The organism is Anaerospora hongkongensis (genome assembly GCF_004339805.1).
GTDB classification, from domain to species: domain Bacteria; phylum Bacillota; class Negativicutes; order Sporomusales; family DSM-15969; genus Anaerospora; species Anaerospora hongkongensis.
The window spans coordinates 252,264-265,481 of the sequence record NZ_SLUI01000002.1 but is presented as its reverse complement, the minus strand read 5'-3'; the positions used below and the strand labels follow the sequence as shown (position 1 = coordinate 265,481).

16 protein-coding genes are annotated in these 13,218 nt (G+C 50.9%); all 16 read left to right on the top strand.

The window, feature by feature from the left end; translation table 11 throughout:
* The first annotated feature begins 270 nt into the window (after positions 1–270).
* From eutS to EV210_RS03695, 16 genes are read left to right on the top strand one after another with little or no spacing between them, the layout of a single operon-like run.
* Positions 271–612, top strand: a complete 342-nt coding sequence (gene eutS, locus EV210_RS03770; protein WP_132075790.1) for an ethanolamine utilization microcompartment protein EutS — start codon at positions 271–273, stop codon at positions 610–612.
* 6 nt (positions 613–618) lie between these two features.
* Complete coding sequence (locus EV210_RS03765) at positions 619–1,056, top strand: EutP/PduV family microcompartment system protein (RefSeq protein WP_132075787.1); 438 nt, start codon at positions 619–621, stop codon at positions 1,054–1,056.
* The gene (gene pduA / locus EV210_RS03760) at positions 1,053–1,328 is read left to right on the top strand and encodes a propanediol utilization microcompartment protein PduA (RefSeq protein WP_132075785.1); all 276 of its coding nucleotides are present in this window, start codon (positions 1,053–1,055) and stop codon (positions 1,326–1,328) included. The genes EV210_RS03765 and pduA overlap by 4 nt, the downstream gene beginning before the upstream one ends.
* Before the next feature lie 24 nt (positions 1,329–1,352).
* Positions 1,353–2,144, top strand: coding sequence for a propanediol utilization microcompartment protein PduB (gene pduB / locus EV210_RS03755; protein ID WP_132075782.1), 792 nt, complete (start codon positions 1,353–1,355; stop codon positions 2,142–2,144).
* Between the two features lie 18 nt (positions 2,145–2,162).
* Positions 2,163–3,833 (top strand): propanediol/glycerol family dehydratase large subunit, encoded by a 1,671-nt coding sequence (locus EV210_RS03750; protein ID WP_132075779.1) that lies wholly within the window; start codon positions 2,163–2,165, stop codon positions 3,831–3,833.
* A 28-nt stretch (positions 3,834–3,861) separates the two neighbouring features.
* A complete protein-coding gene (locus tag EV210_RS03745) occupies positions 3,862–4,509 on the top strand; it encodes a propanediol/glycerol family dehydratase medium subunit (RefSeq protein WP_132075776.1) in 648 nt (215 codons plus the stop codon).
* Between the two features lie 15 nt (positions 4,510–4,524).
* Positions 4,525–5,034 carry a diol dehydratase small subunit gene (locus tag EV210_RS03740; RefSeq protein ID WP_132075773.1) on the top strand — a complete coding sequence of 170 codons (510 nt, stop codon included), beginning with the start codon at positions 4,525–4,527 and terminating at the stop codon, positions 5,032–5,034.
* Positions 5,035–5,045: 11 nt separating this feature from the next.
* On the top strand, positions 5,046–6,869 hold the full coding sequence (locus EV210_RS03735; protein WP_132075770.1) for a diol dehydratase reactivase subunit alpha: 1,824 nt from the start codon (positions 5,046–5,048) through the stop codon (positions 6,867–6,869).
* Positions 6,820–7,329: a glycerol dehydratase reactivase beta/small subunit family protein gene (locus tag EV210_RS03730; RefSeq protein WP_243650424.1), complete on the top strand. Its 510-nt coding sequence runs from the start codon at positions 6,820–6,822 to the stop codon at positions 7,327–7,329. Before EV210_RS03735 ends, EV210_RS03730 begins: the two co-directional genes overlap by 50 nt.
* 4 nt (positions 7,330–7,333) lie before the next feature.
* Positions 7,334–7,894: a BMC domain-containing protein gene (locus EV210_RS23495; protein WP_132075767.1), complete on the top strand. Its 561-nt coding sequence runs from the start codon at positions 7,334–7,336 to the stop codon at positions 7,892–7,894.
* Between the two features lies 1 nt (position 7,895).
* Positions 7,896–8,177, top strand: a complete 282-nt coding sequence (gene eutM / locus EV210_RS03720) for an ethanolamine utilization microcompartment protein EutM (RefSeq protein WP_132075763.1) — start codon at positions 7,896–7,898, stop codon at positions 8,175–8,177.
* A 34-nt stretch (positions 8,178–8,211) separates the two neighbouring features.
* Positions 8,212–9,090: a phosphate propanoyltransferase gene (locus EV210_RS03715; protein ID WP_132075760.1), complete on the top strand. Its 879-nt coding sequence runs from the start codon at positions 8,212–8,214 to the stop codon at positions 9,088–9,090.
* A 28-nt stretch (positions 9,091–9,118) separates the two neighbouring features.
* Positions 9,119–9,406, top strand: a complete 288-nt coding sequence (locus tag EV210_RS03710; protein WP_132075757.1) for a EutN/CcmL family microcompartment protein — start codon at positions 9,119–9,121, stop codon at positions 9,404–9,406.
* A 2-nt stretch (positions 9,407–9,408) separates the two neighbouring features.
* Positions 9,409–10,380, top strand: coding sequence for a cob(I)yrinic acid a,c-diamide adenosyltransferase (locus tag EV210_RS03705; protein ID WP_132075754.1), 972 nt, complete (start codon positions 9,409–9,411; stop codon positions 10,378–10,380).
* A gap of 30 nt (positions 10,381–10,410) precedes the next feature.
* The gene (locus tag EV210_RS03700; RefSeq protein WP_279388476.1) at positions 10,411–11,844 is read left to right on the top strand and encodes an aldehyde dehydrogenase family protein; all 1,434 of its coding nucleotides are present in this window, start codon (positions 10,411–10,413) and stop codon (positions 11,842–11,844) included.
* A gap of 27 nt (positions 11,845–11,871) precedes the next feature.
* Positions 11,872–13,203, top strand: coding sequence for a 4Fe-4S dicluster domain-containing protein (locus EV210_RS03695; RefSeq protein ID WP_132075748.1), 1,332 nt, complete (start codon positions 11,872–11,874; stop codon positions 13,201–13,203).
* Positions 13,204–13,218: the final 15 nt, after the last annotated feature.

The following is a 13,218-nucleotide window of genomic DNA, read 5'->3' as shown; positions in this document are numbered from 1 at the left end:
GCAAGTTCTTATAAACATGGAAAAGGACTGTTAAAAAACAGTCCTTTTTTGCTTTGTTAAGCAAAATTATTACAGATTCTTAAAAAAGTACTATTGAGGTGGTCGTTGGCTTGATTTAAAAATTGTACTATTGCGATAAAAGTGCAATTAAGTACAGGCGATAAGCAATAATCCATCAAGGTGGATGGAGAAAAAAACGTAATTTTATACTAGCAAGATAATTCAGCAAACTAAGTTTGGTTCAGCCGGAAAAGTGGATGGTGAGAGTATATGACGGTAGAAAAGCCAAGAATGGTGCAGGAATACGTACCAGGAAAACAAGTGACACTTGCCCACCTTATTGCCAATCCAAAAAAAGATTTGTGTGAAAAGCTGGGGATTGGCAATACGGGTGCAATCGGTATTTTGACGATTACCCCCTGTGAAGCGGCCATTATTGCTGCTGATGTTGCAACAAAAACAGCAGCAGTTCAAGTTGGCTTTATGGACCGTTTTACCGGCTCGCTGGTAATCACCGGTACAGTATCTGCTGTAGAAGCCGCCTTGAGTCAGGTAACAAATGTACTAAGCGAAGGTTTGGGCTTTTTTACCCCCAAGCTGACGAGGACGTAGCGTAAGATGATTATACTGATAGGTCCTGTCGGTGCAGGGAAGACATCGTTGCTGAATGTGCTGCAGCATACGGCAGGTAAAGCGGAAAAAACCCAAAGTATTCGTTTTTGCGACGGCGGCATTGATACACCCGGAGAATATGCGCAAATCCCCCGTTTCTATTCAGCGCTGATGGTGACCGCGGCGCAAGCGGAGCTAATCCTCCTGGTGCAGGCCGCCAATGAACAGCGCGTGCTGCTGCCGCCCGGGTTTGTCTCGATGTTTTCCCGGCCGGTTACAGGGGTAATTACGAAAATCGATTTGCCTGACACGGACCAGGCAACAGCTGCGCTGCGGCTAAAAGAAGCCGGCGTGAAAGAAAAAATATTCCCGGTCTCTGCTTTTACAGGTGCCGGGCTAGCCAACTTGATGAGCCACATTAGTGAGAGGGGGTGTAAAAGATGAGTGAAGCATTAGGAATGATTGAAACCAAAGGACTGGTTGGTGCTATTGAGGCAGCCGATGCCATGGTCAAGGCGGCCAATGTCGTTTTGACAGGCTACGAAAAAATCGGTTCCGGCCTGGTTACCGTTATGGTCAGTGGTGACGTGGGAGCTGTTAAGGCTGCTGTTGATGCCGGTGCCGCGGCAGCCAGAAATGTTGGCGAAGTCGTTTCCGTTCATGTGATTCCCCGCCCCCATGGGGATGTGGAAAAAATTCTCCCAAAACGTAAATAGTGATTATTTTTGGAGGTGGATTGTATGCAAGATCAACTGATCGAGAAGGTAATGGATGAAATTAAAAAACGGATGGAAACAGCTGCTCCTGCCGCACCGGCCAAGGAAGAGGCCAAAAGTAATGCCATTCCCGCTCTTACCGAATATGTGGGAACAGCCGTCGGTGACACGATCGGGCTGGTAATTGCCAACGTAGATCCCATGCTGCATGAAAAAATGAAACTGGACCCTAAATACCGCTCGATCGGCATTTTAGGAGCCCGTACCGGTGCAGGACCGCACATTATGGCTGCTGATGAAGCGGTAAAAGCGACTAATACGGAAATTGTTGCCATCGAACTGGCCCGCGACACGAAAGGCGGAGCCGGTCATGGCAGCTTAATCATCTTTGGTGCGGAAGAAGTCTCCGATGCCCGCAGGGCTGTGGAAGTGGCCCTTAAAGAACTGGACCGTACTTTTGGCGACGTTTATGCTAATGACGCAGGTCATCTGGAACTTCAGTATACAGCCCGCGCCAGCTACGCCATAAACAAAGCTTTCGGAGCCCCGCTCGGCAAGGCTTTCGGCTTGATTGTCGGTGCACCGGCAGCGATTGGTGTGCTGATGGCCGATGTTGCCGTCAAAACTGCCAACGTTGAGGTTGTCGGCTATGCGAGTCCTGCTGCTGGAACCAGCTATTCCAACGAAGTTATCCTGCAGGTGACAGGTGACTCCGGAGCAGTTCGCCAGTCGGTTATCGCCGCCAGAGAAGTTGGCAAAAAACTGCTGGAAGCAATGGCTGGTCCGGCTCCTTCAGTTACAACACCGTATATCTAAGACAGGGGGGAGAAAGAGATGAAAAGATCAAAACGCTTTGAAGTATTGGAAGCTCGCCCTGTAAATCAGGACGGTTTTGTCGTTGAATGGCCTGAAGTCGGTCTCATCGCCATGGGCAGTCCCAATGATCCGAAGCCCAGTATTAAAATCGAAAATGGCCGCATTATTGAAATGGATGGTGTACCTCGTGCCAAATTCGACTTTATCGATCAGTTTATCGCTGATTATGCGATTGACGTAACGGTTGCAGAACGGGCAATGGCAATGGAAGATACTGCTATTGCCAAAATGCTTGTGGATATCAACATTCCCCGCCAGGAGGTTGTTAAACTGGCCCGCGGCCTGACAGCAGCTAAACTGGTCGCTGTTTTTAATACCATGAATGTCGTGGAAATGATGATGGCCATGCAAAAAATGCGGGCCCGCAAAATCCCGTCCAATCAGTGCCATATCACGAATACTAAGGACAATCCTGTGCTCATTGCTGCCGATGCTGCTGAAGCTGCGATGCGCGGCTTTGACGAAATGGAGACAACGGTAGCCGTTGTACGTTATGCCCCCTTTAATGCGCTTTCGCTGCAAGTAGGTGGTCAGGTAGGAAGAGGCGGCGTACTGATTCAATGTGCCTTGGAAGAAGCGACGGAACTGCTCTTAGGGATGCGCGGTATTACTGCTTATGCCGAAACCATTTCCGTGTATGGCACAGAAAACGTTTTTGTTGATGGTGATGATACTCCCTGGTCAAAAGCATTTTTAGCATCGGCCTATGCTTCGCGGGGCTTGAAAATGCGCTTTACTTCCGGGACCGGTTCTGAAGTGCAAATGGGTTATGCCGAGGGAAAATCCATGCTGTATCTGGAGATCCGCTGCATTATGGTCACCAGGGGAGCAGGCGTGCAGGGGCTGCAAAACGGCTCAGTGAGCTGCGTCGGTGTACCGGCAGCCGTACCTTCCGGTATCCGCGCTATTTTGGCAGAGAATCTTTGTACGACTATGCTGGATATGGAAGTAGCCTCCAGCAATGACCAGACCTTTACGCATTCCGATATCCGCCGTACGGCCCGTACTTTGATGCAAATGCTGCCGGGAACGGACTTCATTTGTTCCGGTTACAGCGGTTCTCCCAACTATGACAATATGTTCGCCGGTTCGAACTGGGATGTTGACGATTATGACGACTGGAATATTATTCAGCGTGACCTGATGGTAGATGGCGGTCTGCGCCCTGCTTCGGAGGAAGAGGTTATTGCCATCCGTAATAAGGCGGCCAAAGCCCTGCAGGCAGTTTTTAGAGAATTTGGCTTCCCGGCTATTACCGATGAAGAAGTGGAGGCCGCTACTTATGCTCATGGCACGAAAGATATGCCGGCGCGCAATATCGTAGAAGACTTGAAGGCTGCGGAAGACATGATGAAACGCGGCATTACCGGTGTGGACATTGTAAAAGCACTTGCTAAAAACGGCTTTACCGATGTGGCCGAAAATGTCCTGGGAACATTAAAACAGCGGATTTCGGGCGATTATCTCCATACCTCGGCTATTCTCGACAAAGACCTGAATGTTATCAGTGCCGTTAACTGCCGCAACGACTACCGCGGTCCGGGAACAGGCTATCGCATGAGCAAAGAACGCTGGGATGAAATTAAAAATATACGCCAGGCGATTAGTCCGTCTGATTTTGACGTTTGAGGAAAAGAGAAAGAGAGGTGCGACAGAGATGCAAATTAACGAACAGTTAATTCGTGAAATAGTAACGCAAGTTTTGGCCGGCATGGAACAGCCCAAGGCGGCGTCTAAACCGGCGGTTCTGCTGGGCCGCTCCATGACGCTGGTGGAAAAAGGCGAAGCAAGGCCGGGCAGTAAGGCAGATGAAGTGATTATTGCCGTTGCTCCTGCCTTTGGTAAATATCAGAATAAAACGATTGTGAATATCCCTCACAGTGATGTTTTGCGGGAAATGATTGCCGGTATTGAAGAAGAAGGGATCAAAGCCAGGGTTATTCGCGTGCTGCGCTCTTCTGACGTCGCTTTTGCCGCCCATGATGCTACAAAATTAAGCGGCTCGGGTATTGCCATCGGCATTCAGTCCAGAGGAACGACGGTTATCCACCAAAAAGACCTGCCGCCGCTCAGCAATCTGGAGCTGTTTTCCCAATCTCCCTTACTTGATCTGGAAGTATACCGGCAGATTGGCCGTAATGCCGCCAAGTATGCCAAAGGGGAATCGCCAACTCCCGTGCCCACCCGGAATGATCAAATGGCACGGCCGAAATTTCAGGCAAAAGCGGCAGTGCTGCATATTAAAGAAACAGAACACGTTGTACCAGGCGCCAAACCGATAGAACTGGAGTACAGCTTTAACTAGACGGAGGTGACAAACATGATTGAAAACAAAATGGTAGAAGAACTGGTGCGGGAAGTATTGAAATCGATGGGACAGCAGGCAGCGCAGCCGGTAAAAGCCGCTGCACCGGCCGGCTTGTGCCCTGACCGGGATTATCCGCTGGCTGCCAAGCGTCCTGAATTATTAAAGACCCCGTCCGGCAAGGGGCTGGCCGATATTACTCTGGAAAAAGTAATTAGAGGTGAAGTCAAATCAGAAGATGTGCGCATCACTCCGGAAACGCTTCGCCTCCAGGCCCAGATTGCCGATGGTGTGGGACGGAATCAATTTGCCAACAATCTTCGCCGGGCTGCAGAATTGACAGCGATCCCCGATAATCGTGTTTTAGAAATATACAATGCGCTGCGTCCTTATCGCTCAACCAAAATGGAGCTTTTAGCAATTGCCGATGAGCTGGAGCAGCACTATCATGCAACAATCAATGCTGATTTTGTAAGAGAGGCTGCAGGAGTCTACGAACGCCGCAACAGACTTAGAGCAGAATAGGTGGGAGCCATATGCCAATTATTGCCGGAGTGGATATCGGTAACTCTACAACCGAGGTTTGTTTGGCCCGCTGCTCGCGCGGTCAGGCACCCGAGTACCTGGCCAGCAGTATTGTCAAGACCACCGGAATTAAGGGAACTACGGCCAACGTTCCGGGTATTATTGCTGCGTTAACAGAGGCGCTAGGCAAAGTGGCTTTGCAACTGGAGAATTTGTCAGAAATCAGAATCAATGAGGCTACACCGGTGATCGGTGATCTGGCCATGGAAACCATTACCGAGACGATCATTACCGAGTCAACTATGATTGGCCATAACCCATCCACACCGGGCGGAATTGGTCTAGGTGTCGGAGTAACCGTTGCTTTGCAGGAATTGGGAAATATAACCCGTGGTACTAATGTTATTGTTATTGTTCCTCAGGGAATTGATTTTGAAGATGCGGCTCAAGCCATTAATGCTGCTGCAGCAGGCGGCATTCAGGTGCAGGGTGCGATTGTCAGGCAGGATGATGCCGTATTAATTGGCAACCGCCTTGCCCGCAAGATTCCTGTAGTTGATGAAGTAACGTATATTGAAAAAGTGCCGGTAGGCATGCTGGCGGCAGTTGAAGTGGCTCAGGCCGGGCAGACCATTCAAACGCTGTCCAATCCATATGGTATTGCCACCGTCTTTCAACTGACACCGGAAGAAACAAAAATGGTCGTACCTATTGCCCGGGCCCTGATCGGTAACCGCTCGGCAGTTGTTGTCCGTACCCCCGAGGGTGATGTAAAAGCCAGGTCTATACCGGCCGGTTTTATTACCATTATCGGACAAAAAGGGAAGAGTGATATTGATGTAGAGGCCGGAGCAGCCAAGCTTATGGAAGCGGTCGAGCGCGTTCAGCCGGTAAGTGATGTTCAGGGGGAAGCCGGTACAAATGCCGGCGGCATGCTGGAGCGGGTTAGACAGGTAATGGGAGAGCTTACCGGACAGCCGGCAGCAGAAATGAGAATTCAGGATATTCTGGCTGTGGACACATTTGTTCCCCAAAAAGTACAAGGCGGCTTAGCTGGTGAGTTTGCACTGGAAAATGCAGTAGCTTTAGCGGCAATGGTAAAAACCAGTCGTCTGCCTATGCAGCAGATTGCCAGCCAGTTGACGGCCGAATTAGGTGTCAGAGTAATCATTGCCGGTGTAGAAGCCAATATGGCTATCCGCGGGGCGTTGACCACGCCTGGAACTGACAAACCGCTGGCTATTCTGGATATGGGCGGGGGATCAACTGATGCTGCTATCATCACACGGGATGAGCGCGTATTATCCATCCATCTGGGCGGAGCCGGTGATATGGTAACCATGCTGATCAATTCCGAGCTTGGTCTGGAAGACTTCGATCTGGCGGAAGATATTAAGAAATATCCGCTGGCCAAGGTAGAAAGCCTTTATCATGTCCGGCTGGAAGATGGAACGGTCCGGTTTTATGAGCAGCATTTGGAGCCTCAGGTTTTTGCCCGGGTAGTGATTTTAAAAGAAGGGTATATGATACCTATTCCCTTTGCTCACCCGCTGGATAAAATACGGCATATCCGCCGGGAAGCAAAAAAACGGGTATTTGTTACTAATGCCCTGCGCTCCCTGGCCAGGGTGGCACCGACCGGCAACATCCGCCATATTGAATTTGTTGTGCTGGTAGGTGGTTCGGCCATGGATTTTGAAGTCGCCGATATGGTGACCGACGCACTGGCCGAATACGGAATTGTCTGCGGCCGAGGAAATATCCGCGGCACGGAAGGACCCCGTAATGCCGTTGCCACCGGGCTGGTGCTATCCTACCAGGATGGAGAGGCGTGATACTATGCAGGCTGGTCAAACGGTAACGAAACCAAGTATAACCCTGTGTGTCCATATACATGAAGGCTGTGAGCAAAAGCTGCGGGAAATTCAGGCCGGTATTGAAGAGGAAGGAGTTCCCTGCACTGTGCTGCCGGAAACTGAACCGGATTGTATTGCTCTGGCCTGTAAGGGAGCCAGCCTGTCTCAGTTAGGGGTAGGCATTGGCATTAGTTCTTCCGGACTGTGCATTCATCACCATAAGCTGCCTGCCAATGAGCCGCTGTTTGTGTTACAAGGGACAGGGAACGGCAGCGAATGGCGGCGGTTCGGCTATAATGCGGCGCGACTGATTAAAGGGATTCCTTTTAAAAATGGGGACCCGTCACCAGCAGCAACCGGAGAACCTGATCTTACCAGGGTGGTTCGAGAAATTGTCCTGAAGATTTTGAAAGAAACTGCTCAGACCATGGGGAGGTGAAGACATGGTCAAAAACGCTGTAGGTTTATTGGAAGTAGTCGGATTAGCGGCTGCTGTGGAAGCGGCCGATGCGGCAGTAAAAGCCGCCAATATTGTATTGCTGGGTTATGAACTGACTAAGGGCGGCGGCATGGTTGTTGTCAAGCTGAGCGGAGACGTGGGGGCTGTTAAGGCTGCTGTTGAAGCGGCAGCTGCAGCAGCGGCCAGGGTTAACCGGGTAGTGGCAACCCATGTTATTCCCCGGCCTCATCAGGAGGTGGGGGCGCTGATTGTCACCAAAGAGACGGTAGGAGCGGTTAAGGAAAATCTTGTTTTATCAGTAGCGGATGAGACAGTGGTACCTCTTAATCTGCCCGTAGCTGCTGATGTTGATCTCCCTGACCTTTCGGCACCGCTGGCAGAAGACAAGGAGCCGGTCGAGCATGATCAGCCGGAAAGTGCTGTTGAAAGCAAGAAGTGGAGTTATACCTGCAATCTCTGTGGTGACCCTGCCTGTCGGCGCCGAAAAGGAGAATCAAGACAGACCTGCCTGCATTATGACAAAAATAACAAGGAGGATGAATAATATGCGTGGAGAGGCTTTAGGAATGGTAGAAACAAAAGGGTTGGTAGGTGCTATTGAAGCGGCTGATGCCATGGTAAAAGCAGCTAATGTTATTCTGGTGGGCTATGAAAAAATCGGTTCCGGTCTGGTAACCGTCATGGTACGCGGCGATGTGGGAGCGGTTAAGGCCGCTACCGACAGCGGCGCAGCAGCTGCGCAGCGGGTTGGTGAATTAATGTCTGTCCATGTCATCCCGAGACCTCATGTGGACATAGAAAAAATTCTTCCCAAGCTTGATGCATAAACAAAAGTAGTCTTAAGGTAAAAGAGGTGAGAGGATGGACCGGAATTTGATCGATGATATTGTGCAAAAGGTATTGCTGGCCATCGGCTCGGAAACGGCCGGCAGCTCTATACCGGCTATTCCAGTGGGCGTTTCCAACCGCCATATCCACCTCTCTGCCAGTCATCTGGAAGCATTATTCGGCACAGGTTACGCATTGACTCATGATAAAGACCTGAAACAAGTCGGGGAATTCGCTGCTAAAGAAACTGTGACCTTAGTAGGTCCTAAAGGAGTTATTCGTGCGGTAAGGATCTTAGGGCCGGTACGCAGCTTCACTCAGATTGAATTAGCCCGGACGGATGGATTTAGCCTGGGTATTGCGCCGCCGGTGCGCGACTCCGGTGATATCGAAGGCTCAGCAGGCGTTGTTGTGGTTGGGCCTGCCGGTGCAGTAACGCTGAAACAGGGAGTTATTTGCGCAGCCCGGCACATCCACATGGAGGAAGCTGATGCCCAAAAACTTGGTGTTGCCGATAAAGACCGGGTGACGGTAGAATTTGGCGGTATTCGGGGGGGAAGCTTTCATAATGTTCTTGTGCGAACAGGGAAAGATTTTCGATTGGAATTTCATATTGACACCGATGAGGCTAATGCGGCAGGGTTAAAGAATGGCGATGCTGTTACCTTACGCACAGGCCGGGAAGCAGGGGGTGGACAGTTGGCAGCAGAAGCTGGCAAGCCGATCGTGAGACCCAAAGAAGCGGAAACAGCACTGGTGCTTGCGCACAAAGTGATTGATGCTGCAGCCGTCAAAGCAGCGGCAAAACGCGGCGCCACAACCCTGACAATCCAAAAGGGCAGCATCATTACTCCCTTGGCACGGGATATCGCCAGGGAATGCAACATTCAACTCATATCTGTCACTTGCTAAAGCAAGGCAAAGGAAAGGATGCGTTTATATGTGGGTAGGAATGGTGATCGGCACCCTTGTTGCCACACCGAAAGATGACAGCTTAACAGGCAGTAAACTGCTTATTGTGCGGCCGATTGAACTGATCTCCAAGGAGAGGCGTTCACCGGTGGTTGCTGTAGATACAATCGGGGCCGGTACGGGTGAAACAGTGCTAGTTGTCGAAGGCAGTTCCGCCCGTCATGTAATCGGCAATCCTCAGGCTGCAGTTGATGCGGCAATAGTAGGGATTATTGACAGTATTGAGATCAATAAAGACTTACTTGGGAGTAACTGAGCATGAAAGTATATACAAAAACAGGCGATGACGGGCAAACCAGCCTGCTGAGCAAGCAACGCGTGGGTAAAGATCATATCCGGGTACATGCTTATGGCACGGTAGACGAAGCGAACGCCGCAATGGGACTGGCAAGATCGTATATGGCGGATAAGTCCTGGGCAAGTGATATTGTCTACGGTCTGCAGCGGGATTTAATCCAATTAAATGCCGATCTTGCAACAGAAGGAAGTTTGGAGGGCAGTGAGCCGAGGATTACGGTCGAGCATGTGCATAAACTGGAAAAAACGATCGACGTACTTGATGAGCGGCGCATTCAGCAAGCTTATTTTGTGACACCGGGAGCTACTACCTGCAGTTCTGCACTGGATTTGGCACGTACCATCGTTCGCCGTGCCGAACGGTATGTAGTGGAGATCAGCCGTACTGCCGCCGTACCTAAAAGTGTGGCCTTATACTTAAACCGTTTATCGGATCTCCTGTTTGTGCTGGCACGATGTGTTGAGCAGCAGGATCTGATAGCGGCAGTTACCAGTGGTGTAGTTGACAAACTGCGTGATCCCAAGCCGGAAGGGGTGGAAAAACTGCTGGATAAGGCCAAAAGGGCAATTGCCGCGGCTGAACAAAAAGCTATGGAGCTAGGTGTTCCCATGGTTATTGCGGTAGTTGATCCTGGCGGGAATCTCATAGCACAGCAGCGCATGGACGATGCATTGCTGGCAAGTATTTCTCTGGCGCTGGATAAAGCGTACACCGCTGCAGCACTCAAAACTTCTACCGGGCAAGCCGCGCTGTCCGTAGCTCCCGGACAGGAACTGTATGGCTTGAATACGGCTAATAATGGGCGCTTTATCGTCTTTGGCGGTGGAATTCCCATTTTTGCCGGGGACAGAATTGTTGCGGCAATCGGCGTAAGCGGCGGGACGGTAGAGGAAGACAGTATGGTAGCGAAAGCCGGGATAGCAGCGTGGTAATTACGGTTAACCCGGAGGGAGGAACGGATCATGATAAATCAACAATTGATTGCACAAATTACGTCGGAAGTTATTGCAAAGATGCGTGACCGGGAAACCAACGACTGTTATGGCAGCGGGATTTTTGCCACCATTGATGAAGCCGTTGCCGCAGCACGCATTGCTCATAAAGAACTCAAAACAGTATCGCTTGAAAAACGGGAAGCGTTAATTGCCGCGATGCGCCAAACCATTTGTGAACATGCCGTTGAGCTGGCCGAGATGGCTGTCAGCGAATCAGGAATGGGACGTGTCGAGGATAAGGCGGTAAAAAACCGGCTGGCTGCAATGAAAACTCCCGGAACCGAAGATCTTCGCACCGAGGCCTGGACAGGGGACCGGGGTTTAACACTTTTGGAAATGGCCCCCTATGGTGTAATTGGCTCAATTACACCGACCACTAATCCGTCGGAAACAGTTATCTGCAATGGGATCGGGATGATTGCTGCCGGCAATGCCGTAGTTTTCAGCCCCCATCCGACAGCCAAGAATACTTCCCTGAGGACCATCCGGCTGCTCAATAAAGCAATTGTGAAAGCCGGAGGGCCTGCTAATCTGCTGACTGCCGTTGCGCAGCCCTCTATTGAAGCAACAAATGCAATGATGAATCACAGCGGAATTAATATGCTTGTTGCCACAGGCGGACCGGCAGTGGTCAAGGCTGTTATGTCCTGCGGCAAAAAAGCGATTGGTGCAGGTGCAGGCAATCCTCCGGCCGTCGTTGATGAAACCGCGGATATTGAAAAAGCGGCCAGAGATATTATTGCCGGCTGCTCTTTTGACAACAATCTGCCCTGCATTGCGGAAAAAGAAGTCATTGCTGTAGGGCGCATAGCCGACCAATTAATCAGCTATATGCAAAAATACGGGGCCTATCTTATTACCCGGGAAGAAACCGAACGGCTGCTGACTGTTATTATGACGGAAAAAGAAGAGCAAATGGCCAAAGGCTGCACGGAGAAACCCAAAAAATCCTATGGTATCAATAAAGATTATGTCGGCAAAGATGCTCAATTTATTTTAAGTAAAATCGGCATTCAAGTGCCGGACGGCATTCGTGTTGTTTTATGTGAAACTGAGGCCGAACATCCCTTTGTTGTGGAAGAGTTGATGATGCCGGTTTTGCCTGTAGTACAAGTGAAGGATATCGACGCTGCCATTGAATTGGCGGTGAAGGTAGAGCATGGTAATCGGCACACGGCCATCATGCACTCCAAGAATGTAGATCACCTGACCCGATTTGCCAAGGCGGTAGAGACAACGATTTTCGTTAAAAATGCCCCGTCCTTTGCTGGTATCGGCGTTGGCGGAGAAGGATTTTCCACCTTTACAATTGCCGGACCGACGGGAGAAGGCTTGACTTCACCCCGCAGCTTTACCCGGCAGCGCCGGTGCGTTCTTGTTGATGCATTTTCCATCGTTTAGTGGCTACATAAGGAAGCGGGTGGAACGATGAAAGAAGAAATTATAGCTGCCGTTAAGGCAGCGGGCGTAGTAGGAGCCGGCGGAGCCGGCTTCCCAACCCATTTAAAACTGAGTGCCGCTGTCGATGTGGTGATTGCCAATGGTGCCGAGTGTGAACCGCTGCTTAGAGCACATCAGCATATCATGGCGGCAGAATGCAGCAAGCTGATTATTGGTTTAAAAACGATCATGCTGGCTACTGGAGCCAGACGCGGTTACATCGGCCTGAAGCGTAAGTATGAAGCGGCAGTTCAGAATATTTCAACTGCTCTTTCGCAGCTCAAGGAAACGGAAGTTCAGTTGTTTTATTTACCGGATTTTTATCCGGCCGGTGACGAACAGGTACTTGTTCACGAAGTGACTGGCCGCATTGTACCGGAAGGTGGTATACCGCTTAATGTAGGCGTCGTTGTGACCAATGTGGAAACACTGCTGAATGTTACGCAGGCGTTGGAAGGAATTCCTGTTACCGAAAAATATGTTACCGTAACCGGTGCAGTGGTAAGGCCGATAACAGTTAAAGTACCTGTTGGCCTGCCGATTAGTGAAGTTATTGCCCTGGCGGGAGGCGCCTGCATCGGTGACTATCGAGTGATTGACGGCGGGCCTATGATGGGGCGCTTAACGACACCTCAGGCGCCCGTTACCAAAACAACAGGCGGTATTATCGTGCTGCCGCAGGATCACTCGCTCGTTACGGAAAAGAGCATGCCCTGGAATATTATTGCTAACCGGGCGAAAGCAGTCTGCTGCAACTGTATGGCCTGTACCGATGCCTGTCCGCGTCATCTGCTGGGGCACAGCCTGCAGCCTCACCGTATCATGCAGGCAATCGGCAGGGGGCAGTTAACAGAAACAGAAGTGCTGACAAAGGCGTTCCTATGCTCCGAATGTGGTGCCTGTGATACGTTTGGCTGCACCATGGGCTTATCACCCCGGCGGGTAAATGGCGAGCTGAAGCGTCAGCTGGCTAAAGCAGGTATCCGTAACCCTCACCATGCCGCACCGGCTGCTGTTTTAGGAACCCGTGAACACCGGAGAATTCCGACGAAACGGCTGTTGTACCGGCTGGGGCTTGACCGGTATGACGTACAGGCACCATTAGAGTCTCCGGCCATTGCGGTGCATGAGGTACGAATTCCGTTATCCCAGCACATTGGCGCGCCTGCCAAGGCAGTAGTGGCGGCAGGCTCGGCAGTACAGCGGGGAGAATTAATTGGCGTGATCCCCGAAGGAGCGGCAGTTGGTGCAAATGTCCACGCCAGCATTGCCGGTACGGTAGTGGCGGTTGATGACAGCATTGTGATCAGAGCGATGTAGGCGGCAGGGGGAGAA

Bases quoted from the DNA above. Each gene is read 5' to 3' on its own strand.
- eutS (WP_132075790.1), top strand. From the start codon at position 271: ATGACGGTAGAAAAGCCAAGAATGGTGCAGGAATACGTACCAGGAAAA.
- EV210_RS03765 (WP_132075787.1), top strand. From the start codon at position 619: ATGATTATACTGATAGGTCCTGTCGGTGCAGGGAAGACATCGTTGCTG.
- pduA (WP_132075785.1), top strand. From the start codon at position 1,053: ATGAGTGAAGCATTAGGAATGATTGAAACCAAAGGACTGGTTGGTGCT.
- pduB (WP_132075782.1), top strand. From the start codon at position 1,353: ATGCAAGATCAACTGATCGAGAAGGTAATGGATGAAATTAAAAAACGG.
- EV210_RS03750 (WP_132075779.1), top strand. From the start codon at position 2,163: ATGAAAAGATCAAAACGCTTTGAAGTATTGGAAGCTCGCCCTGTAAAT.
- EV210_RS03745 (WP_132075776.1), top strand. From the start codon at position 3,862: ATGCAAATTAACGAACAGTTAATTCGTGAAATAGTAACGCAAGTTTTG.
- EV210_RS03740 (WP_132075773.1), top strand. From the start codon at position 4,525: ATGATTGAAAACAAAATGGTAGAAGAACTGGTGCGGGAAGTATTGAAA.
- EV210_RS03735 (WP_132075770.1), top strand. From the start codon at position 5,046: ATGCCAATTATTGCCGGAGTGGATATCGGTAACTCTACAACCGAGGTT.
- EV210_RS03730 (WP_243650424.1), top strand. From the start codon at position 6,820: ATGCCGTTGCCACCGGGCTGGTGCTATCCTACCAGGATGGAGAGGCGT.
- EV210_RS23495 (WP_132075767.1), top strand. From the start codon at position 7,334: ATGGTCAAAAACGCTGTAGGTTTATTGGAAGTAGTCGGATTAGCGGCT.
- eutM (WP_132075763.1), top strand. From the start codon at position 7,896: ATGCGTGGAGAGGCTTTAGGAATGGTAGAAACAAAAGGGTTGGTAGGT.
- EV210_RS03715 (WP_132075760.1), top strand. From the start codon at position 8,212: ATGGACCGGAATTTGATCGATGATATTGTGCAAAAGGTATTGCTGGCC.
- EV210_RS03710 (WP_132075757.1), top strand. From the start codon at position 9,119: ATGTGGGTAGGAATGGTGATCGGCACCCTTGTTGCCACACCGAAAGAT.
- EV210_RS03705 (WP_132075754.1), top strand. From the start codon at position 9,409: ATGAAAGTATATACAAAAACAGGCGATGACGGGCAAACCAGCCTGCTG.
- EV210_RS03700 (WP_279388476.1), top strand. From the start codon at position 10,411: ATGATAAATCAACAATTGATTGCACAAATTACGTCGGAAGTTATTGCA.
- EV210_RS03695 (WP_132075748.1), top strand. From the start codon at position 11,872: ATGAAAGAAGAAATTATAGCTGCCGTTAAGGCAGCGGGCGTAGTAGGA.